At 68.2% G+C, this 16,856-nt stretch carries 16 protein-coding genes; 10 read left to right on the forward strand and 6 right to left on the reverse strand.

Features of this window, described 5'->3' with window-relative positions; genetic code table 11:
* The first annotated feature begins 115 nt into the window (after positions 1-115).
* The 7 genes from CBM2588_RS28445 to metC all read left to right on the forward strand — a co-directional run bounded on the left by CBM2588_RS28445 (position 116) and on the right by metC (position 6,290).
* Complete coding sequence (locus tag CBM2588_RS28445) at positions 116-880, forward strand: SDR family oxidoreductase (protein WP_115683569.1); 765 nt, start codon at positions 116-118, stop codon at positions 878-880.
* 206 nt (positions 881-1,086) lie between these two features.
* Positions 1,087-1,917 (forward strand): transporter substrate-binding domain-containing protein, encoded by an 831-nt coding sequence (locus CBM2588_RS28450; RefSeq protein WP_172583684.1) that lies wholly within the window; start codon positions 1,087-1,089, stop codon positions 1,915-1,917.
* A gap of 170 nt (positions 1,918-2,087) precedes the next feature.
* Complete coding sequence (locus tag CBM2588_RS28455; protein WP_115683570.1) at positions 2,088-2,831, forward strand: amino acid ABC transporter permease; 744 nt, start codon at positions 2,088-2,090, stop codon at positions 2,829-2,831.
* A complete protein-coding gene (locus CBM2588_RS28460) occupies positions 2,821-3,633 on the forward strand; it encodes an amino acid ABC transporter permease (protein WP_115683571.1) in 813 nt (270 codons plus the stop codon). Before CBM2588_RS28455 ends, CBM2588_RS28460 begins: the two co-directional genes overlap by 11 nt.
* The gene (locus CBM2588_RS28465; RefSeq protein ID WP_115683572.1) at positions 3,620-4,492 is read left to right on the forward strand and encodes an amino acid ABC transporter ATP-binding protein; all 873 of its coding nucleotides are present in this window, start codon (positions 3,620-3,622) and stop codon (positions 4,490-4,492) included. Before CBM2588_RS28460 ends, CBM2588_RS28465 begins: the two co-directional genes overlap by 14 nt.
* Complete coding sequence (locus CBM2588_RS28470; protein WP_115683573.1) at positions 4,489-5,112, forward strand: cysteine dioxygenase family protein; 624 nt, start codon at positions 4,489-4,491, stop codon at positions 5,110-5,112. Before CBM2588_RS28465 ends, CBM2588_RS28470 begins: the two co-directional genes overlap by 4 nt.
* Entirely contained in the window at positions 5,109-6,290 is a 1,182-nt protein-coding gene (gene metC, locus CBM2588_RS28475) for a cystathionine beta-lyase (protein WP_115683574.1), read from the forward strand. Before CBM2588_RS28470 ends, metC begins: the two co-directional genes overlap by 4 nt.
* Positions 6,291-6,373: 83 nt before the next feature.
* Here the strand turns inward: metC and CBM2588_RS28480 are convergent, their stop codons facing one another.
* The 3 genes from CBM2588_RS28480 to CBM2588_RS28490 are packed head-to-tail and all read right to left on the reverse strand — an operon-like array spanning position 6,374 to position 10,547.
* A complete protein-coding gene (locus CBM2588_RS28480; protein WP_439897472.1) occupies positions 6,374-7,219 on the reverse strand; it encodes a transporter substrate-binding domain-containing protein in 846 nt (281 codons plus the stop codon).
* 12 nt (positions 7,220-7,231) lie between these two features.
* Complete coding sequence (locus CBM2588_RS28485; protein WP_115683575.1) at positions 7,232-8,314, reverse strand: succinylglutamate desuccinylase/aspartoacylase family protein; 1,083 nt, start codon at positions 8,312-8,314, stop codon at positions 7,232-7,234.
* Position 8,315: 1 nt separating this feature from the next.
* Complete coding sequence (locus CBM2588_RS28490) at positions 8,316-10,547, reverse strand: rhodanese-like domain-containing protein (RefSeq protein ID WP_115683576.1); 2,232 nt, start codon at positions 10,545-10,547, stop codon at positions 8,316-8,318.
* Between the two features lie 223 nt (positions 10,548-10,770).
* Between CBM2588_RS28490 and CBM2588_RS28495 the strand changes: the two genes are divergently transcribed.
* Both CBM2588_RS28495 and CBM2588_RS28500 read left to right on the forward strand, forming a co-directional pair.
* Positions 10,771-11,757, forward strand: coding sequence for a tripartite tricarboxylate transporter substrate-binding protein (locus tag CBM2588_RS28495; protein ID WP_115683577.1), 987 nt, complete (start codon positions 10,771-10,773; stop codon positions 11,755-11,757).
* Positions 11,758-11,782: 25 nt separating this feature from the next.
* A complete protein-coding gene (locus tag CBM2588_RS28500) occupies positions 11,783-13,420 on the forward strand; it encodes a rhodanese-like domain-containing protein (protein ID WP_115683578.1) in 1,638 nt (545 codons plus the stop codon).
* 60 nt (positions 13,421-13,480) lie between these two features.
* Here CBM2588_RS28500 and CBM2588_RS28505 read toward each other — a convergent pair whose 3' ends face one another.
* From CBM2588_RS28505 to CBM2588_RS28515, 3 genes are all read right to left on the reverse strand, one after another.
* Complete coding sequence (locus tag CBM2588_RS28505) at positions 13,481-13,909, reverse strand: RidA family protein (RefSeq protein WP_115683579.1); 429 nt, start codon at positions 13,907-13,909, stop codon at positions 13,481-13,483.
* Positions 13,899-15,044, reverse strand: a complete 1,146-nt coding sequence (locus CBM2588_RS28510; RefSeq protein ID WP_115683580.1) for a DSD1 family PLP-dependent enzyme — start codon at positions 15,042-15,044, stop codon at positions 13,899-13,901. Before CBM2588_RS28510 ends, CBM2588_RS28505 begins: the two co-directional genes overlap by 11 nt.
* Positions 15,045-15,129: 85 nt before the next feature.
* Positions 15,130-15,789 (reverse strand): HAD family hydrolase, encoded by a 660-nt coding sequence (locus CBM2588_RS28515; RefSeq protein WP_115683777.1) that lies wholly within the window; start codon positions 15,787-15,789, stop codon positions 15,130-15,132.
* Between the two features lie 111 nt (positions 15,790-15,900).
* On the opposite strand from CBM2588_RS28515, the gene CBM2588_RS28520 reads away from it, so the two are divergent.
* Positions 15,901-16,848 (forward strand): LysR family transcriptional regulator, encoded by a 948-nt coding sequence (locus CBM2588_RS28520; protein WP_115683581.1) that lies wholly within the window; start codon positions 15,901-15,903, stop codon positions 16,846-16,848.
* Positions 16,849-16,856: the final 8 nt, after the last annotated feature.

Consider the following 16,856-nt stretch of genomic DNA (forward strand, 5'->3'; position numbering starts at 1 on the left):
GAACCCAGGCCGTTGCCCATACTGGATCCACAAGGCAGCCGGATGTCCTGGCTGGCCAACACTGACACGGCGCCGCGCCCCTTACCCTGGCCGCGCGCCCGAATGGAGATCCATCATGGGACGCTTGTCTGACAAGGTTGCCCTCATTACCGGCGCCAGCTCCGGCATCGGCCGCGCAACCGCCTTGCTGTTCGCCGCCGAGGGCGCCAAGCTAGTGGTCGGGGCCCGCCGCCAGGCTGAACTCGACAGCCTGGTGGCGCAAATCCGCGAAGCTGGTGGCGAAGCTGTGGCACTGCCTGGCGACGTGCGGAGTGAAGATTACGCCAGCGCACTGGTGGCGTTGGCGGTGGAGCGCTACGGCCGGCTGGACATCGCCTTCAACAATGCGGGCACGCTGGGCGAGGGCGGCGCCAGCACCGGGGTATCCGCCGAAGGCTGGAACGACACCATCGCCATCAACCTGACAGGCTCGTTCCTGGGCGCCAAGCACCAGATCGCGCAGATGCTCAAACATGGCGGCGGCTCGGTGATCTTTACGTCGACGTTCGTCGGCTATACCGTTGCCTTCCCGGGGGTGGCGGCTTATGCGGCAAGCAAGTCCGGGCTGATCGGCCTGACTCAGGCACTGGCGGCCGAATTCGGGCCACAGGGCATCCGCGTCAATGCGATCCTGCCCGGCGCCGTCGATACGGACATGTATCGCAGCATGAACGACACATCGGAGTCGCAGGCCTTTATCACCGGCCTGCATGCGCTCAAGCGCGTGGCACGGCCGGAAGAACTGGCCCGATCGGTGCTGTACCTGGCGTCGGATGATTCGTCGTTCGTCACCGGCACTGCCTCGCTGGCCGATGGCGGGGTGTCTATCACGCGCACCTGAACCCGAACGTTTGCGGCGCGGACCGACCGGCCCGGCTGGGGCGATGCAAGGCCGCTTCAACTTCGACGCGCCCTGGCAACGCCACAGCGCACGCGCCAATGCGCCACGGACTGGCCAGGGCCCTGTATATCCATATCCGAAAGCCTTCTTTGTTTGCTGGGGCGCAGGGCGATAGCATCGTCTCCTCCTTGTTCTTATGCTCAGACATGCCCGCGCTCCCGCTCCTTCGCCTCGCCGCTGCCGCGGCACTGTCCTGCCTTTCCATCAACGCCGCCTGGGCAGATGCCACGCTGGATCGCATCAAGCAGCGCGGCAAGGTCTCCATCGGCGTGCTCGTCGGCGGCAGCCTGTTCGGCTCGATCGATCCCGTCACGCAACAGCCCGTTGGCTGGAATCCGGAGCTGGCCCGTGACCTGGCAAAACGCTTGGGCGTGGAAGCCGAACTGGTTCCGGTGCAGCCTTCCAATCGCGTGCAGTTCCTGCAACAAGGCAAGGTGGACCTGCTGATTGCGTCGATGGAATACAACCCCGAGCGCGGCGAGCTGCTGGGCTATGCGCCAACGCCGTTTTACCGCGTCGGCGGGACCGCAGCGGTGTCAAAGCGCAGCGGTATCGCCAAGTGGGACGACCTGCGCGGCAAGACCGTCTGCGCGTCGCAGGGCAGCAGCTACGTCAAGCCGCTGCAGGAGCAGTACGGCGCGCAGGTACGCGGCTTCAAGACCTCCGCCGAATCCTTGCTGGCTCTGCGAGGCGGCCAGTGCGTGGCCGCGGTCCACGACGCAACGCTGATCCACCCGCTGGTCCGCAGCAATGCCGACTGGACCGACTACGCCGCGCCGATTCCCACCGAGATCCTGCCGGCGCCGTCGGTGGTCTGGACCCGCAAGGGCGAGACGGACACCATCGCCGCCGTGGACAAGATCGTCCAGGAATGGCACCGCACGGGCTGGCTGATCGCCACGGAAAAGCGGCTTGGCATCACGCCGCCGCAGCCTCTGCTGCCCGAACTGCAAGCGCGCTTCAAGAACGCGTCCTGAGTGCGACCCTCGGGCCCGTGCGTTACGGCGCCCTTCTGCTATGAAAAGAGTCTTCCTTCCATCCCCGGCCATCTCGCCGGGCGACTTCGCCGTCTTTGCAGAGCGTAAAAGGCCATGAAGCCATGCCGACCTGGCCATGCGCCGCAGCCGGCGCAAGCGGAGGCGGCCGCATGACCGATATCCTCGCCTCGGTTGTCGCCACGCTCAAGCCGCTGGGGCTTGACTATGCCTTCGTTCTCGACGCGGGTGAACGTTCAGCGTTCCTGCGCGGCCTGGTCGTGACGCTGGAGCTTTGTCTGCTCACCATTCCCTGCAGCCTCGCCGCCGGCATCGTGCTGGCGGCGATGCTCACCTCGGGCCGCCGCGCCCTTGCCGCGCCGGCCCGCGCCTTTGTCGAACTCACGCGCAACACGCCCACGCTGGTGCAGCTCTACTGCGCGTTCCTGGTGCTCAACATGCTGATTACCCAGCAGCTGGCCAGCCGCGGCACCGCCAATCCGCTGACGCCCTTCGTCTGGGTGGTGATCGTGGTCTCGCTGCACAAGGCGGTGTTCCATGCCGAGGCGCTGCGCGCCGGTATCGAGGCGGTGCCGCGCATCACGCTGGAGGCGGCGCGTTCGCTGGCCTTCTCGCGGCGCCAGTTGCTGCTCCAGGTCGAACTGCCGCTGGCGGTGCGCTTTGCCTTGCCGGCACTGGTCAACAACGTGGTGGACCTGGTCAAGATGACTGCCGTGGCGTCGGCCATCGCAGTCGGCGACGTGACCTATGAATCCATCATGATCTGGACCCAGCGCGACAACGTGCTCGAACTGCTGTTGCTGATCCTGGCCTGGTTCGGCCTGCTGACCTGGCTGGTCAGCCGTGCAGGTCGCTGGCTGGAAAGCCAACTGAGGATGCCCGGCTATGGCCAGTGAATCGATTCTCCCGGCCGGCAGCGGCCGCCCGCCACTGCCGGCGCGCGCGCTGCGCGCCCCCTGGTGGCTCGCATGCGCCGCGGTGGCGGCATTGCTGCTGTTCTGGACCCTGGCCGGCAGTACCCCGGTGGCGCTGCGCAGCCTCTGGACCTGGACTCCTGCTCTGCTGCGCGGGCTGCTGGCCAATATCGAGATCAGCGTGTTCGCCATGGCGCTCGGCACCGTCGCCGGCCTGCTGATCGGCGCGCTGTCCTTGTCGTCGCAGGCAGCGCTGCGCGGGTTCACGCGCATCTGGGTGCAGGCGTTTCGCAACGCGCCGGTGCTGGTACTGGTCTATTTCACCACCTATGTGTTCCCGTTCGAGCTGCACCTGGTGCACTGGACATTTCCGTTCCCGGACTGGGTCAAGGTCGTGCTGGGCCTTGCGTTGCCGGCGAGCGCCAACGTTGCCGAGATCTTCCGCGGCGCGATCCAGTCGATCCCGAGCGCGCAATGGGAAGCGGCGCAGTCGCTCGCATTGCGCCGCCGCCAGATCTTCCGCCTTGTGGTGCTGCCGCAGTGCCTGCGGCGCATGCTGCCACCATGGATGAACCTGTACGCCAGCATCACGATGAGCACGTCGCTGGCATCGCTGGTCGGCGTCCACGACGTGGTCGACACCGCGCAGGTTGCCAGCAACACGGTGGCGCGCACCGACTTCACGATCCTGGTCTACTTCAGTCTGCTGGTCCTGTTTTTTGCTTACTGCTACCCGATCGCGCGCGCGACCCGTGCGCTGGAACGCCGCCATGAACGCCACTGAGTCCTTCCTGCGCCGGGACACCGGCAGCCACGCCGCGCCCCCGCTGGTACAGCTGCGCGACGTCCACCTGAGCTTTGGCGCGAACGCGGTGCTCAACGGCATCGACGTGGACGTGCGCCGCGGCGAAGCCGTCACCATCATCGGCCCGTCCGGATCCGGCAAGAGCACGATCCTGCGCTGCATCACCGGCCTGCTGCGGCCGCAGCGCGGGCAGATTCGCGTCGGCGACACCGCCGTCGAGACCTTGCGCGGCGAGGATGAGTTCATCGCATTGCGCAAGCGGGTCGGCTTTGTGTTCCAGCAGTACAACCTGTTCCCGCACCTGACGGTGCTGGAGAACCTGGTGCTTGCCCCGACCCGGGTCATCGGCCGGCCGCGCGCAGATGCCGAGCGCGAGGCGCGGGCGCTGCTCGCCAGGGTGCGGCTGTCGGACAAGGCCGGTGCCTACCCGGGCGAGCTCTCCGGCGGCCAGCAACAGCGCGTGGCGATCGCGCGCGCGCTGGCGATGCAGCCCGAGCTGATCCTGTTCGACGAGGTGACCTCGGCGCTCGATCCCGAGACCGTCGGAGAAGTGCTGACCGTGATCCGCGAGCTTGTCGAAGATGGCATGACCTGCGTACTGGTGACGCATGAAATGCGCTTCGCCGCCGAGATCAGCAACCAGATCTACTTTACCGAGGCTGGCCGCATCGTCGAGCACGGCCCGCCGGCCCAGATCTTCGGCAAGCCGCAGCACGAACGCACGCGCGCGTTCCTGCGCCGCGCGCTGGGCGCGATCCCCCGCCTGCCGGCCGAATTCGATGCCGCCTTCGCGCCGGCGCCTTCTCTCTACCCTGCTGACGGACTCTCCGCACCATGAGCCATTCCTCTCCCGCCGAACGCCAGGCCGCCCGCCGCAAGGCCGTGGCCGATGCACTGACCGACATCCGCCGCCTGGCTGCGGGCCAGCCCGACCGCGCCGCGCTCGATGCCGTTGCCAAGCGCCTGCAGGCGCTGGCCGTGCAGCGCGAACTCTTCACCCGCGAGGATTTTCCGCCGCCGGAGGAGACGGCCAGCGGCGCTTCGACGCGCTACCGCCTGAACCCCGATGACGGCGACGACGCCGCCGCGCTGTACCTGAACTCGATCCGTCCGGGCAAGACCACCATCCCGCACAACCACGACACCTGGGCCGTGATCGTTGCCGTGGAAGGCCGCGAGTTCAATCGGGTCTACCGCCGCACCGACGACCGCAGCGACCCGGCCTTCGCCCGGCTGGAAGTCGCGCGCGAACTGACGGTCGAGCCCGGCACGCCGATCGCCTTCCTGCCTGACGACATCCACAGCATCCATGTGGTTGGCGATGCGCCGACGTTGCATTTCCACTGCTATGGCCGCCCGCTTGAAACGCTGACGGGCCGTTACGGCGTGCATCCGGAAACTGGCGAAATCGTCAATTACAACGCCACGCAGATGCAGCCGAGCAAGGTGGTGGCATGAGCGAAGCGGGCAGACATACGCGCTTGCTGCATGCGGGGGCGCCGACGCTGCGCGACGGCGCAGGCCCGGTCAATGTACCCGTGGTGAGAACCAGTACGGTGCGCTTTGCCAGCCAACAGGCGCTGGAATCGCGCCAGCACCGCCGTGCCGCGGGCGAACGCATCGCCTCCTACGGCCGTCACGGGCTGGACACGCATGAGGCGCTGGAAGACGCGCTGACCACGCTCGAAGGCGGGCATCGCGCATTCCTGGCGCCTTCCGGGCTGTCGGCGATCACGCTGGTGCTGCTTGCCCTGGTTGGCCCCGGCGACCATGTACTGGTCTCCGACAGCGTCTATGCGCCCGTGCGGCGCGTCGACAAGACGCTGCTGCGGCGCCTGGGGGTCTCCGTCGAATACTTTTCGCCTGCGCATGACGACCTGGCCGCGCTGATCCGGTCGGAGACCAGGCTCGTCTACCTGGAATCGCCAAGCTCGTTGCTGTTCGAGGTGCTGGACCTGCCAAAGCTGGCCGCGGTGGCGCGCGATCGGGGCGTGCCGGTGGCCGTGGACAATACCTGGAGCGGCGGGTGGTTCCTGCAGCCCCTGAAGCTCGGCGCCAATATCTCGATCCAGGCCGCGACCAAGTATATTGCCGGGCATTCCGACGTGATGCAGGGCGCGGTGGTGGTGGACAGCCCCGCGCTGGCGGAACGCGTCGCCACCGCGCACGAGGCGCTGGGCCTTGCCATCGGCGCCGACGACGCCTACCTGTCGCTGCGCGGCCTGCGCACGCTGCCGTTGCGCCTGGCCCAGCACCAGCGCAATGCCACCGAGGTCGCGCAATGGCTGCAGCACCATCCCCAGGTGGGCCGCGTATTTTACCCGGCGCTACCCGAAGACCCTGGCCATGCGCTGTGGCAACGCGACTTCAGCGGCGCCAGCGGGCTGGTGTCGTTCGCATTCCGGAACGCCGGGGCCAGCGCGGCCAGTGCGTTCGTCGACGCGTTGCGGTGGTTCTCGATCGGCGCCTCCTGGGGCGGGTATGAAAGCCTGGCGCTGGTCGCCCCGCCGGAACGGCTGCGCGAACACCGTGCCTGGCAAGGCAATGCACCGGTGGTGCGGCTGCACGTCGGACTCGAAGACACACAGGACCTGCTGGCCGATCTGGACCGGGCCTTCCACCTCACACTGGCGTGATATGGGCTGCGCGCCGTGGTTGGACGCGCTCCACGTGTACAACCCGGCCGGGGCGCTCCGGCTATAGCCCCGGTCGCTGCAAGCTAGCGCTTGCCGGCATACTGCTGCTGCAGTTCCACCAGCAGCGGCGAGCGCGGCTCCAGGTCGAGGCGCGCCTCGAGCCCGATCAGCCAGCCGGAGCCGTGCAGGCGCTGCAGCACCCGGTCCACCGCCGCGGCGGTGTCCTTCTCGCCTTTGCGTACCCATGCCACCTGCGGCGCAGGATCGACCTCGTCGGGCAGCACGGCGTAATCCCGCCATTGCGGATCGCGGGCCACGAGCTGGTTCAGGGTCAGGCTCTCATGGACCGCGGCCACGCATGACGCGCCGCCGCGCAGTGCCAGCAGCGACTCCGCCATGCCCTTGAAGCCCTTGAGTTCGGCGCCGTAGGTGGCCGCCAGCGGCTTGGCGTAGCTGCTGCCCTGCGACAGGCACACCGATTTGCCGCGCAGGTCTTCCCAGCGGCGAATACCGCTGCCCTTCAGGAAGATCGCGGTGCCGCCGTTGCGGTAATAAGGGGTTGGAACATGGTCGAGCAGCGTGGTGCGCTCCGGCGTCAGCAGCATGCTGGCCACCAGCAGGTCGACCTTGCCTTGCTGGAGGAACTGCACGCGATTGGTGGGCAGCACCGGCACCAGCTCGGCCTGTACCGACAGTTCACTGGCGATCTTGCGCGCGAGTTCAGGGTTGAAGCCAACCGGCTTGCCGGTGCCCGGGTCGATCGAGCCGAAGGCGCTGTTGCCATTGACAATCACGCCGATGGCAATCTTGCCGCGCTCGCGGATGCGATCGAGGGTGGCGTCCGCCCTGGCGGCCGGCATCGCGGCACAGAAGGCGAAGGGCAGCATGGCGAGCGCCATGCGGCGCCCGAATGGTGGCGTCTGTTTCATCAGGAAGCCGGTTCAGGAATGAGGTGGTGGAAGATCGTCGGCGAGCTGATACAGGCAGTCGCCGCGTTGCGTCAGCGCGGGAACGCGCTTGCAGATGACCAGGCCGCCCGCCGGGAAATACACGGTCACCGGCTCGCGTTCGGGCCGCTCGGGTGTGTGCAGCCTTGCCGCAGGCTGCCCCGCTTCGACCCGTTCTCCGAGCTGCACGAGCGGCTCGAAGATACCGTCGTCGTACGCGTAGACATAGTGCCGCCCACGGTCCACCCGCAGCAGCCGCGTAGCATGCGGCGGGCCCGGCGGCACCAGCGGTCCTTCCAGCACCCCCAGATGCCCCAGCAGATGCAGCAGGCCTTGCCAGGCGCTGCCAAGCACGGCCGCGTCCACCGTGCCTGCACCGCCCAGCTCGGTCAGCAGTCCGAGCACGCCGTTGCGTCGCGCCGCGGCAAGCAGGCCTACCGGGTTGGGACTCTCGTTGACCAAGCCATGCGGCAGGCCAAATGCCGCCACCGCATCCAGCACGCGCCGATGGCGCACCGGATCGGCATCAGCCTGGGCGAACAGCGTCGCGCCGTGGTACTGGAGCGAGCTGCCGCCCGAATGCAGGTCGATCACCACATCCACGCGCGGCAGCAGGCTGCGCTCGATATAGTCGGCAATGACCTGCGTCGGGGTCCCGCGCGGATCGCCGGGAAAGCTGCGATTCAGGTTGCCGCCATCCAGCGGCGAGGTGCGCTGGCCGGCTTGCGCGGCCGGGTAGTTCGCCATCGGCAGCAGGATCAGGCGGCCCCGCACATGCTCGGCGGCCACTTCGCGAATCAGGCGCGACACCAGGATCTGGCCTTCGTATTCGTCGCCGTGATTGCCGGCCATTACCAGCACGGCGGGACCATCGCCCCTGCCGATCGATGCAGTCGAAGAAGGCGATGCAGTCGATGCGATCGATGCGATCGATGCGACCGGAACCGGCAGCCAGCCGTAGGCCGACCGGTGCACCGAATGCGGCAGGCGCAGGTAGCCCGACTGCTTGCCTGGACGTTCGAAATCGATCTCGCTATGGATCGGCGATGCGATCGGGGGGACATGCTCCGCGCTCATTTCAGTGCGCCAGCAACCGGATGCCGATGTCCCCCTCGCGCTCGAGCTGCGCAACCAGGCCGATCTCCCAGTCCAGGTACGCGCGGAAGCCCGCGTCGCGCTGCGCCACATCGGTATGGTGGTACGGGCTGTACCAGTAATCGTCCTCGCCGGTCAGCACGCCCTGCGCGCCGCTGCCGGTGGATAGCCCAGCGGCCGTCCAGGCCTGCGTGCCGCCGGCCAGGAAGCGCACGTCACGGCCGCTGCGCGCCGCCAGCTCCGCCGCCACGATGCGTGCGAGGACGCCGTCCGACGACGTGATCAGCACTACGTCATCGGCGCGAATCCGGGCAATCAGCGCCTCCAGCCGGTCTGGCACGGCGAACTGGGCGCCGGCAACATGGCGCTTCTCATAGGCGGCGCGGCGCTCGACGTCGAAGATGCGCGCACGGCCCGCCTGCAACAGCGCCTCGGCCTGCTGCACGGACACCGGCTGGGCTGCCGGCCGCGACGACAACACGCGCAGCGGCTCCGGGCCGGTGTCCACCGCGGCATCGGCCGGCGGGGCATACACGAACACCTCGTGCGCGCCCAATTGCGCCAGCCATGCGCCGGTGGTCAGCGCCCGCACACCATCCCAGTCGGCAAGCACGACCCGCGCATGGCGCGTTGCCGCGTATTCGTCCGTCGCCTGTACCAGTTGCCCGCCTGGCGCCCAGCGCCAGCCCGGCAGGTGGCCCGCCTCGTATTCGCCTCGCGTGCGCACATCGAAGCGATACAAGGTGTGCTCGCCGGCTTCGCGTTCCAGCCGCGCCAGGCCGGCATCATCGAGACGGCGCACGCCGGCGCGGGAGGCCACGGCCTCGGCACGGGCCCGGGCGGCGTCACGGGTCGCGCGGGCCGGCTCGGGCAGCGGCGTATGGCGTCCGTGCGCCAGCGTGCGGCCATTCAGCAGCCAGGCCATGGTGCCGTCCTTGAGCGAGACCACGGGGTTGGGCACCCCGGCGTCGATCAGCGTCTGGGCACCAACGATGCTGCGGGTGCGTCCCGCACAGTTGACCACGACCAGCGTTTCGGGGCGCGGCGCCAGCTCGCCGATGCGGTAGACCAGTTCCGCGCCGGGCAGGCTGTGCGCGAACGGCAGGCTGAAGTCGGCAAATTCCTCGGTGGTGCGGCTGTCTACCACCACCAGGTCATCGCCGCGCTCGAGGCGCTGCTGCAGTTCTTCGGCGCTGATCCATGGCGTGTGCTTCTGGTGCTCGATCACTTCGCCGAAGGCCTTGCTGGGCACGTTGCTGCCGCTGAAGATCTCGAACCCGGCCGCCGCCCATGCCTGCGTGCCGCCGGTCAGCACCGACACGTTGCGCCAGCCCAGGCGCAGCAGCTTGGCCGCGGCCTGGTGCGCCAGACTATCTCCGCCGTCGCCGCCATCGCCGCCATCGGTCAGCACGATGCGGGTGTCGCGGCGCGGCACCAGCCGGTCGGCCAGCAGCTCCAGCCGCCACAACGGGGCGGAGGCCGCAAGCAGCAGATGCCCGCGCACGAACACCCCGGTCTCGCGCACATCCAGCAGCGCGATCTCGTCGCCGTCGGCCAGCGCCGCCTTCAGCGCGAAGGCGTCGATGGCGGCATGGGCGATATGCCTGGGCGGCCCGAAATGCCGATAGCTGCCGCCCGCGGCGCCTTCGAACACCACGCGCCCGCTCAGCCGGTCCAGCGCCAGGCCATAGAAATGCAGGTGCAGGCCGGGCTCGTTGCCAACCAGCTCGATGGTATGGACGTCGTCGGGCAACAGCGTGACGGAGCGGCCGCTGACGACATCGCTGCGGCCGGTCTCGGTCAGGCGATCGCGTGCGGGGTCGTCGGTGGCCTCGCGACGATAAAAGACATTGCGCTCGTTGCCGGTGATGCCGGCAATGATGGCCCAGGTGGTGTGGTCATGCGGTGGCTGCGCCTTGCCAGGCAGCCCGGCCGACACGTACAGCGCATAGCGGCCATCGAGATCTTCGGAAAGGCGATAGACCTGCGCGGGATTGTCGGCCGAAACCGGAAACTGCGCCGAAGGGAACAAGTCGCGTTGCGCGCCCAGCCGCTCCAGCGCCCGCGCCACCGTTTGCAGCGTCTCGCGGTCGGCATGCGGGGCGCCCTCCAGGAACTGTCTTGCCTCGGCGATGAATGCGGCCACGGCCGCGTGGCGCCGGCTGGCAACGTCGCTGCCCGGCACAGCTGATGGGGAAAGGTTCGGTTGGGTCATGCGGCGACTGTAACGCCGCGACCAAAGCGGTGCCAAAGAAGGCTTTCGCGTATCGACATGCTGTCCGCTTCCACCCCGACCGGCCGTCGCCACCACGCACACCGCATATCCATAGGCTCAAACATTCGTTGGTGCGGTGCGGCCGGCTTCGTAAGCTTGACGGTCCGATTGGCCGTCATGCAAGCACCCACGACGGCCTGCAGGCTCTCCCCAGGTCATCACCATGCTCCGCCGCAACGTTCTCCGCGCCCTTCTTGTCTTTTCGCCAGCGGTGCTGGCTGCCCAGCCGCTTGCGGCAACCGCCGCCGACGCCGCGTTTCCCGCGCGGCCGGTGCGCATCGTGGTACCGGTGGCGCCCGGCGGCAGCGCTGACAAGCTCGCGCGCACCCTTGCCACCCGGCTCAGCGAAGTGTGGCAGCAGCCGGTGGTGGTGGACAACGTGGTCGGCGCCAGCGGCACCATCGGCGCGGCGCAGGTGGCCAAGGCCCGTCCCGACGGTCACGTGCTGCTGCTTGGCGGCGAAGGCGTGACGCTGAACGCCTCGCTGTACAGGAACCTGCCGTATGACACCAGCCATGCCTTTCGGGGCGTCACCAAGGCCGTGGTGAACCCGCAGGTGCTGGTGGTCAGGCCGGACCTGGGGGTAAGGAACTTCCAGGATTACCTGGCTCTGGCGCGCCGCAAGCCGGGGGAACTGGCACTCGGGCTGCCGGGCAATGGCGGCATCGCGCACGTCGCGCATGAGATGCTGTCGCGTCAGCTGGGCTTCAAGGTCAACTACATTCCCTATGCCGGTGGCGCGCCGGCTACGGTGGACCTGCTCGGCGGCCACATCGACGCCACCTTGATTACCCTGGCTGCCGTGACCGACTATGTCAGGGCAGGCAAGCTCACGGCGCTGGCGGTCACGACGCCCTATCGCTCCAGGGCACTGCCGCAGGTACCCACGCTGGCCGAAGCCGGGGCTGCGGGATTCTCGGTGGAGAGCTGGCAGGGACTGCTGGCCCCGGCTGCAACCCCGGCCGCCGTGGTGGACCGTATCAGCCGCGATGTGGCGGCGGTGCTGCACGCACCCGCCACGCGCAGCCAGCTCGAAGACGCGGGCTATGTCGTGGTCGCGTCGTCGGCGCAGGAACTGGACGCCACGCTGTCGCGCGACCTGCCCCGATACGCCGCCGTGATCGCCTCGTCGGGCATCGCCTTGCGCTGACAGCGTACATCCCCCATTGACTGACATGATCCATACCATCGACGCCACCACGCTGCGCAAGTGGCTGAATGACGGCCAGTCGCTGGCCCTGTTCGACGTGCGCGAGCATGGCCAGTACGGCGAAGGCCATCCCTTCTTCGCCGTGCCCCTGCCCTATAGCCGGCTGGAACTGGAAGCTGGCCGCCTGGCCCCGCGCCGCACCGAGCGTATCGTCCTGTTCGACGACGGTGCCGGCGACGTGGCAACGCGCGCGGCGCGGCGGCTTGCGGCACTCGGCTACGCTGACGTGACGCTGCTGGCCGGCGGTGCACCAGCGTGGGCGGCTGCCGGATACACCTTGTTCAAAGGCGTGAACGTGCCATCCAAGACGTTTGGCGAATGGGTCGAGCATATCCAGCACACCCCGCATCTGAGCGCCGATGCGCTGGTCGCACGCCGTGCCGCCGGTGAACCGTTCGTGCTCGTCGACGGCCGTACCGACGAAGAACACCGCAAGATGACCATCCCCGGCGCGCTGGGCTGTCCCAACGGAGAGCTTGCGCTGCGCCTGCCGGCGCTGCTGGCTGATCCGAACACGCCGGTCGTCGTGCATTGCGCGGGGCGCACGCGCAGCATCATTGGCGCGCAGACGCTCTTGAACCTCGGCCTGCCCAACCCGGTGCTCGCGCTCGAGAACGGCACGCAGGGCTGGTATCTCGCCGGCCATGCGCTGGAACACGGCAGCGAGCGGTTCGCCGACGCCGTACCCTCCGCCCCGCTCCTGCAGGCTGCGCGCGATCGATCCGCCCGGCTGCTGCAGCGCTTCGACCTGCCGTCGCTGTCGACGGCACAGGCCCAGCAATGGCTGGATGACGAGCGCCGTACGACCTACCTTTTCGATATCCGCACCGCGGAAGAATTCGCCCGGCGCTCGATCGACGGCGCCGTCCACGCCCCGGGCGGGCAACTGATCCAGGCCACGGACCGCTACATCGGGGTGCGCGGCAGCCGTGTCATCGTGTTCGACGATGACGGTGTGCGCGCCCCGGTGACCGCCAGCTGGCTGCACCAGCTTGGCTTTGAGAGCGCCGTCCTTGCGGCAGGGGTCGATGCCGCGGTCACGGTGCCGGCGAGGCCGCAGCCGGATCTTGGTGCGGGCCCGCGTGTACTCGGCGCCGAACAGCTGCGCGCGCTGCACGGCGAGGCCGCGGCGCTGGCGGTCATCGATCTGCGCGAGAGCGCTGCGTTCGATCAGGGCCACGCGCAAGGCTCGGTCTGGTCGATCCGGCCGCGCCTGCTGCAAACCTTGCAGTCGCTCGGTACAACGCCGGACGATCCGGTGGTATTGCTGGCGAGCGAGGCCGAGGTGGCCGCCCTGGCGTGGAAAGATCTGCTGGATGCGGGCTATGCCAATGTGTTCCGCACCGAGGCGGGCTACCAGACGTGGCTGTCGGCCGGTCTGGCGCAAGCCGTCGAGGCCGAGCCGTTGCCGCCGGCGGCGCGCATCGACTATCTGTTTTTCGTCCATGACCGCCACGAGGGCAACCAGGATGCCGCCAGGGCGTACCTGGCCTGGGAGACCGGGTTGATCGCCCAGTGCGAGGCTGATGAACTGCAAGGGTTCCGCGTTCCGGGGGATACGCGCAACCCGTCGTCCGAGAAGGGCGGGACAAAGCGCGCATAGCAAAAACCGGAATGCGTCACGCTTCGTCGACGTTTTTCCTCGCCAGGCCAGCCGCTCCCATCAAGCGTTCACGGCATCGCGCAACACGACCGCCACCGCTTCCACCTCGACCTTCAAGCCGAAGTGCAGCGCGCCAGTCGGCACCACGGCCCGCGCGGGCCGCGCCGCTCCCGCCCACGCGGCATAGACTTGGTTGAAGGCCGGCCAGTTCTCGATGCTGTCGATATAGACGCGCACCTGGGTCAGGCCCTCGATGCCGCTGCCCGCGGCAACCAGTGCTGCCTCCACATTGGCCAGCGCCTGTTGCGCCTGTGCCTCGAATGAGGCGTCGGCGAGCTTGCGTCCGTCCGATGCGAGCGGGAGCTGGCCGGAGACGAAGACCATACCGTTAGCGACCGTGGCGTGGCTGTAGTGCCCCGCGGGCGCCGCCAGCGTGGGGGGCTCAATGGTCCGTACCGCGCCATTCCGTTCGTTGCGATCACCAGCCATGCAATCGGCTCCATTGGGTGATCTCGCCATCCCCGGCGAGAGCCTGATACGTCGGGAACTGCGCACCGGTGGCGCAGGCATGGTTGGGCAGGATGCGCAGCAGCGTGCCGACCGGAAAGCGCGTGGCGATGTCGGCGTCAGTGGCGCCGTCGCGCGACACGATGCCATGTTCCTGGTTGGCGCCGCTGAGGATGTAGCCTGGAATCACCGCGCCATCGACTCCGCACACCTGGCCATAGCCGAAGTCGTGTTTCTGCTTCTGCGTGCCGCGGTCGCGGCTCATGGCCATCCAGCCAGCATCGACGATGGCCCAGCCTTTTTCGGCCTGGTGGCCGATCACGGTGGTCAGCACGCTGAGCGCGACGTCCTCGGTCGCACAGACGCCCACGTTGCGCATCACGAGGTCGAAGAAGACATAGACGCCGGCGCGCACTTCGGTCACCGCTTGCAAGCTGTTTGCGCTGAGGGCCGTGGGTGTCGAGCCCACGCTGACCACCGGGCACGGTAGACCGGCGTTGCGCAGCCGCTCGGCGGCAAGCACGCAGCCGGCCCGTTCCTGCTCGGCCATCGCGGCCAGTGCCTCGGGCGTGTCCAGGTCGTAGCTGGAACCGGCGTGGGTCATCACGCCACCGAGGCGCGCACCACCTTCATGCAATACGGCTGCGACGTCCAGCAGCGCCGGCTGGTCCGGGCGGATGCCGGAGCGGTGGCCGTCGGTATCGATCTCGATCCAGACTTCGAATGCTTCGCCATGCTCCGCACCGAAGGCAACGATGGCGCGTGCCGAGTCCACGCTGTCGGTCACGAGCTTGAGGTCACAGCCCCGCCGGCGCAGCGCCAGGACTTGTGGCAGCTTGCTGGCAACCATGCCTACGCCGTAGAGGATATCGGTGATGCCGTCGTCAAAGAAATGCGCCGCTTCTTTCAGCGTCGACACAGTGATGCCGCTGGCGCCCGCCAGGATCTGCGCGTGCACCACCGGCGAACACTTGCTGGTCTTGACATGCGGGCGGAAACGCACGCCAAGCGCATCCATGCGTGCCTGCATGCGATGGATATTTCGGTGCATGCGCACGGTGTCGATGATTGCTGCGGGGGTTTCCAGGGTCGTCAGCGATGCGGCGGAATGGGTCATATCGTCCTTGACGCGTTCAGTGCAGGAACTGCCTCTTTGCCTTCAGCGGCTCATCGTGGAAGGCATGCCTGTCATGTCGGCCTCCTTAGCGGCTTGCAGCATGAAAGGAGCGCAGCCACGGCAGGGCGGGCGCCAACGTCGAAAACTCGGCTTCCGGCGCCGGCGCGCCGGCGGGCAAGGCCAGGCCGACGCGGTTGTGCCAATACGTGCGCAACCCCACCGCCGCCGTACCGAACATGTCGTAGCCGGAACCCGCGACGAAGGCCGCATCCGCTGCCTGCGTGCCGAGCTGCGCCAGGGCCAGTCGATAGGGGCGCGGATCCGGCTTGTAGTACCCGGCTGCTTCGGAAGTGACCACGACATCCCAGTCGATGTCCAATAAGGCGGAAGCGCGGCGACCCAGGTGTTCGGAGCAGTTGGTCACGACTGCCAGCTTGCAATGCGGCCGCAGCGCCTGCAGCAGCTCGCGGGCGCCTTCCCACGGCGGCAATGCATCCCAGTGCGCTTCCAGCGCCTGTGGCGCGGTCCCCGGCAGGCCGACCTGTTCGGCTGCTTCCCTCACCAGCTGTTCGTAGCCCACGTAGGCGCCACAGCCGTAGGTCCTGCGCAGGTACTCGGCACGCCAGGCCCGGCCTGCGGCTTCAGAGCCGGCGGCGGCGTTCCATACGGTCCACGAGTCCAGCAGCGCGGTGAGAAGGTCGAACAGCACGGCACGAGGCCAGGCGGGCGCAGTGTTGGGGTCCATGAGTTCCTTTTGCGAAGGCGGCTTGCGCATGGTTGTCAGAGGTCCCCAATGTAGAAGCGATAAGGTGACTTGTGGTTAAATTTTGGAACATCAATCGTTAAGCTGAAGTGAATGATCCAGATCGAGGACTTGCGGCTGGTCGAGGCGCTCGCCCAGTCGCCTTCGCTCAGTGCCGCGGCGCGCGCGCTGAACGTGACGCCGCCGGCGTTGTCCGCGCGCCTGCGCAAGCTGGAGTCGACGCTCGGCCTCGCGCTGGCCACCCGCACTGCTCGGCGGCTGAGCCTGACGCCCGAGGGCGAACGCTTCGCGCGGGAGGCCGCGGCGCTGCTGGCTCAGCTCAATGCGCTGCCTGAGTCTTTCCGGCGCGAGGACAGCCGCCTCACCGGCACGCTGCGCATTGCCGCCCCCTTCGGCTACGGACGGCAACATATCGCGCCGCTGCTGGCGCGCTTTGCGCAGGCCCACCCTGGGTTGCGCTTGCAGCTGGATCTGCGCGAGACCCCCTGGCCCGACCGACACGACTCGGATGCCGTGATCCACATCGGCGCCGTGCGCGATTCATCGTGGATCGCCCGCACGCTCGCGCCCAATGCGCGCTGGCTGTGCGCCAGCCCGGCCTACCTGCGCCAGCACGGCACCCCCGCAGCGCCGCGCGAGCTGCTTGCGCACGCCTGCATCTGCATCCGCGAGAACGACGAGGACGTGACCCTGTGGCGCTTCCGACGACCCGGTGCCGGCGCCGGGCGGCGCCCATCGGCGCGCGAGACCGTGCGTGTAGTGCCCGCCTACACCAGCAATGACGGCAGCATTGCACGCCAGTGGGCGGAACAGGGCCTGGGGCTGGTGCTGCGTTCGGAATGGGACACGGCCGACGCGGTCGCGCACGGCCGGCTGGTGCGGGTGCTGGCCGACTGGGAATGCGACAGCGCGCCGGTGACATTGCTGGTGCCGACACGGCGCGGACGTACGGCGCGCGTGCAGGCCCTGATGCAGTTCCTGGAACAGGCGTTGGGAGCCGGGAAGCGGGAAAAGGCGCGCAGGGGCGCGCCCGAGGCATGACGAGCGAG

This window comes from Cupriavidus taiwanensis (assembly GCF_900250075.1).
In the GTDB taxonomy this organism is placed as follows: Bacteria; Pseudomonadota; Gammaproteobacteria; order Burkholderiales; family Burkholderiaceae; genus Cupriavidus; species Cupriavidus taiwanensis_C.

Bases quoted from the DNA above. Each gene is read 5' to 3' on its own strand.
- CBM2588_RS28445 (WP_115683569.1), top strand. From the start codon at position 116: ATGGGACGCTTGTCTGACAAGGTTGCCCTCATTACCGGCGCCAGCTCC.
- CBM2588_RS28450 (WP_172583684.1), top strand. From the start codon at position 1,087: ATGCCCGCGCTCCCGCTCCTTCGCCTCGCCGCTGCCGCGGCACTGTCC.
- CBM2588_RS28455 (WP_115683570.1), top strand. From the start codon at position 2,088: ATGACCGATATCCTCGCCTCGGTTGTCGCCACGCTCAAGCCGCTGGGG.
- CBM2588_RS28460 (WP_115683571.1), top strand. From the start codon at position 2,821: ATGGCCAGTGAATCGATTCTCCCGGCCGGCAGCGGCCGCCCGCCACTG.
- CBM2588_RS28465 (WP_115683572.1), top strand. From the start codon at position 3,620: ATGAACGCCACTGAGTCCTTCCTGCGCCGGGACACCGGCAGCCACGCC.
- CBM2588_RS28470 (WP_115683573.1), top strand. From the start codon at position 4,489: ATGAGCCATTCCTCTCCCGCCGAACGCCAGGCCGCCCGCCGCAAGGCC.
- metC (WP_115683574.1), top strand. From the start codon at position 5,109: ATGAGCGAAGCGGGCAGACATACGCGCTTGCTGCATGCGGGGGCGCCG.
- CBM2588_RS28480 (WP_439897472.1), bottom strand. From the start codon at position 7,219: ATGAAACAGACGCCACCATTCGGGCGCCGCATGGCGCTCGCCATGCTG.
- CBM2588_RS28485 (WP_115683575.1), bottom strand. From the start codon at position 8,314: ATGAGCGCGGAGCATGTCCCCCCGATCGCATCGCCGATCCATAGCGAG.
- CBM2588_RS28490 (WP_115683576.1), bottom strand. From the start codon at position 10,547: ATGACCCAACCGAACCTTTCCCCATCAGCTGTGCCGGGCAGCGACGTT.
- CBM2588_RS28495 (WP_115683577.1), top strand. From the start codon at position 10,771: ATGCTCCGCCGCAACGTTCTCCGCGCCCTTCTTGTCTTTTCGCCAGCG.
- CBM2588_RS28500 (WP_115683578.1), top strand. From the start codon at position 11,783: ATGATCCATACCATCGACGCCACCACGCTGCGCAAGTGGCTGAATGAC.
- CBM2588_RS28505 (WP_115683579.1), bottom strand. From the start codon at position 13,909: ATGGCTGGTGATCGCAACGAACGGAATGGCGCGGTACGGACCATTGAG.
- CBM2588_RS28510 (WP_115683580.1), bottom strand. From the start codon at position 15,044: ATGACCCATTCCGCCGCATCGCTGACGACCCTGGAAACCCCCGCAGCA.
- CBM2588_RS28515 (WP_115683777.1), bottom strand. From the start codon at position 15,789: ATGGACCCCAACACTGCGCCCGCCTGGCCTCGTGCCGTGCTGTTCGAC.
- CBM2588_RS28520 (WP_115683581.1), top strand. From the start codon at position 15,901: ATGATCCAGATCGAGGACTTGCGGCTGGTCGAGGCGCTCGCCCAGTCG.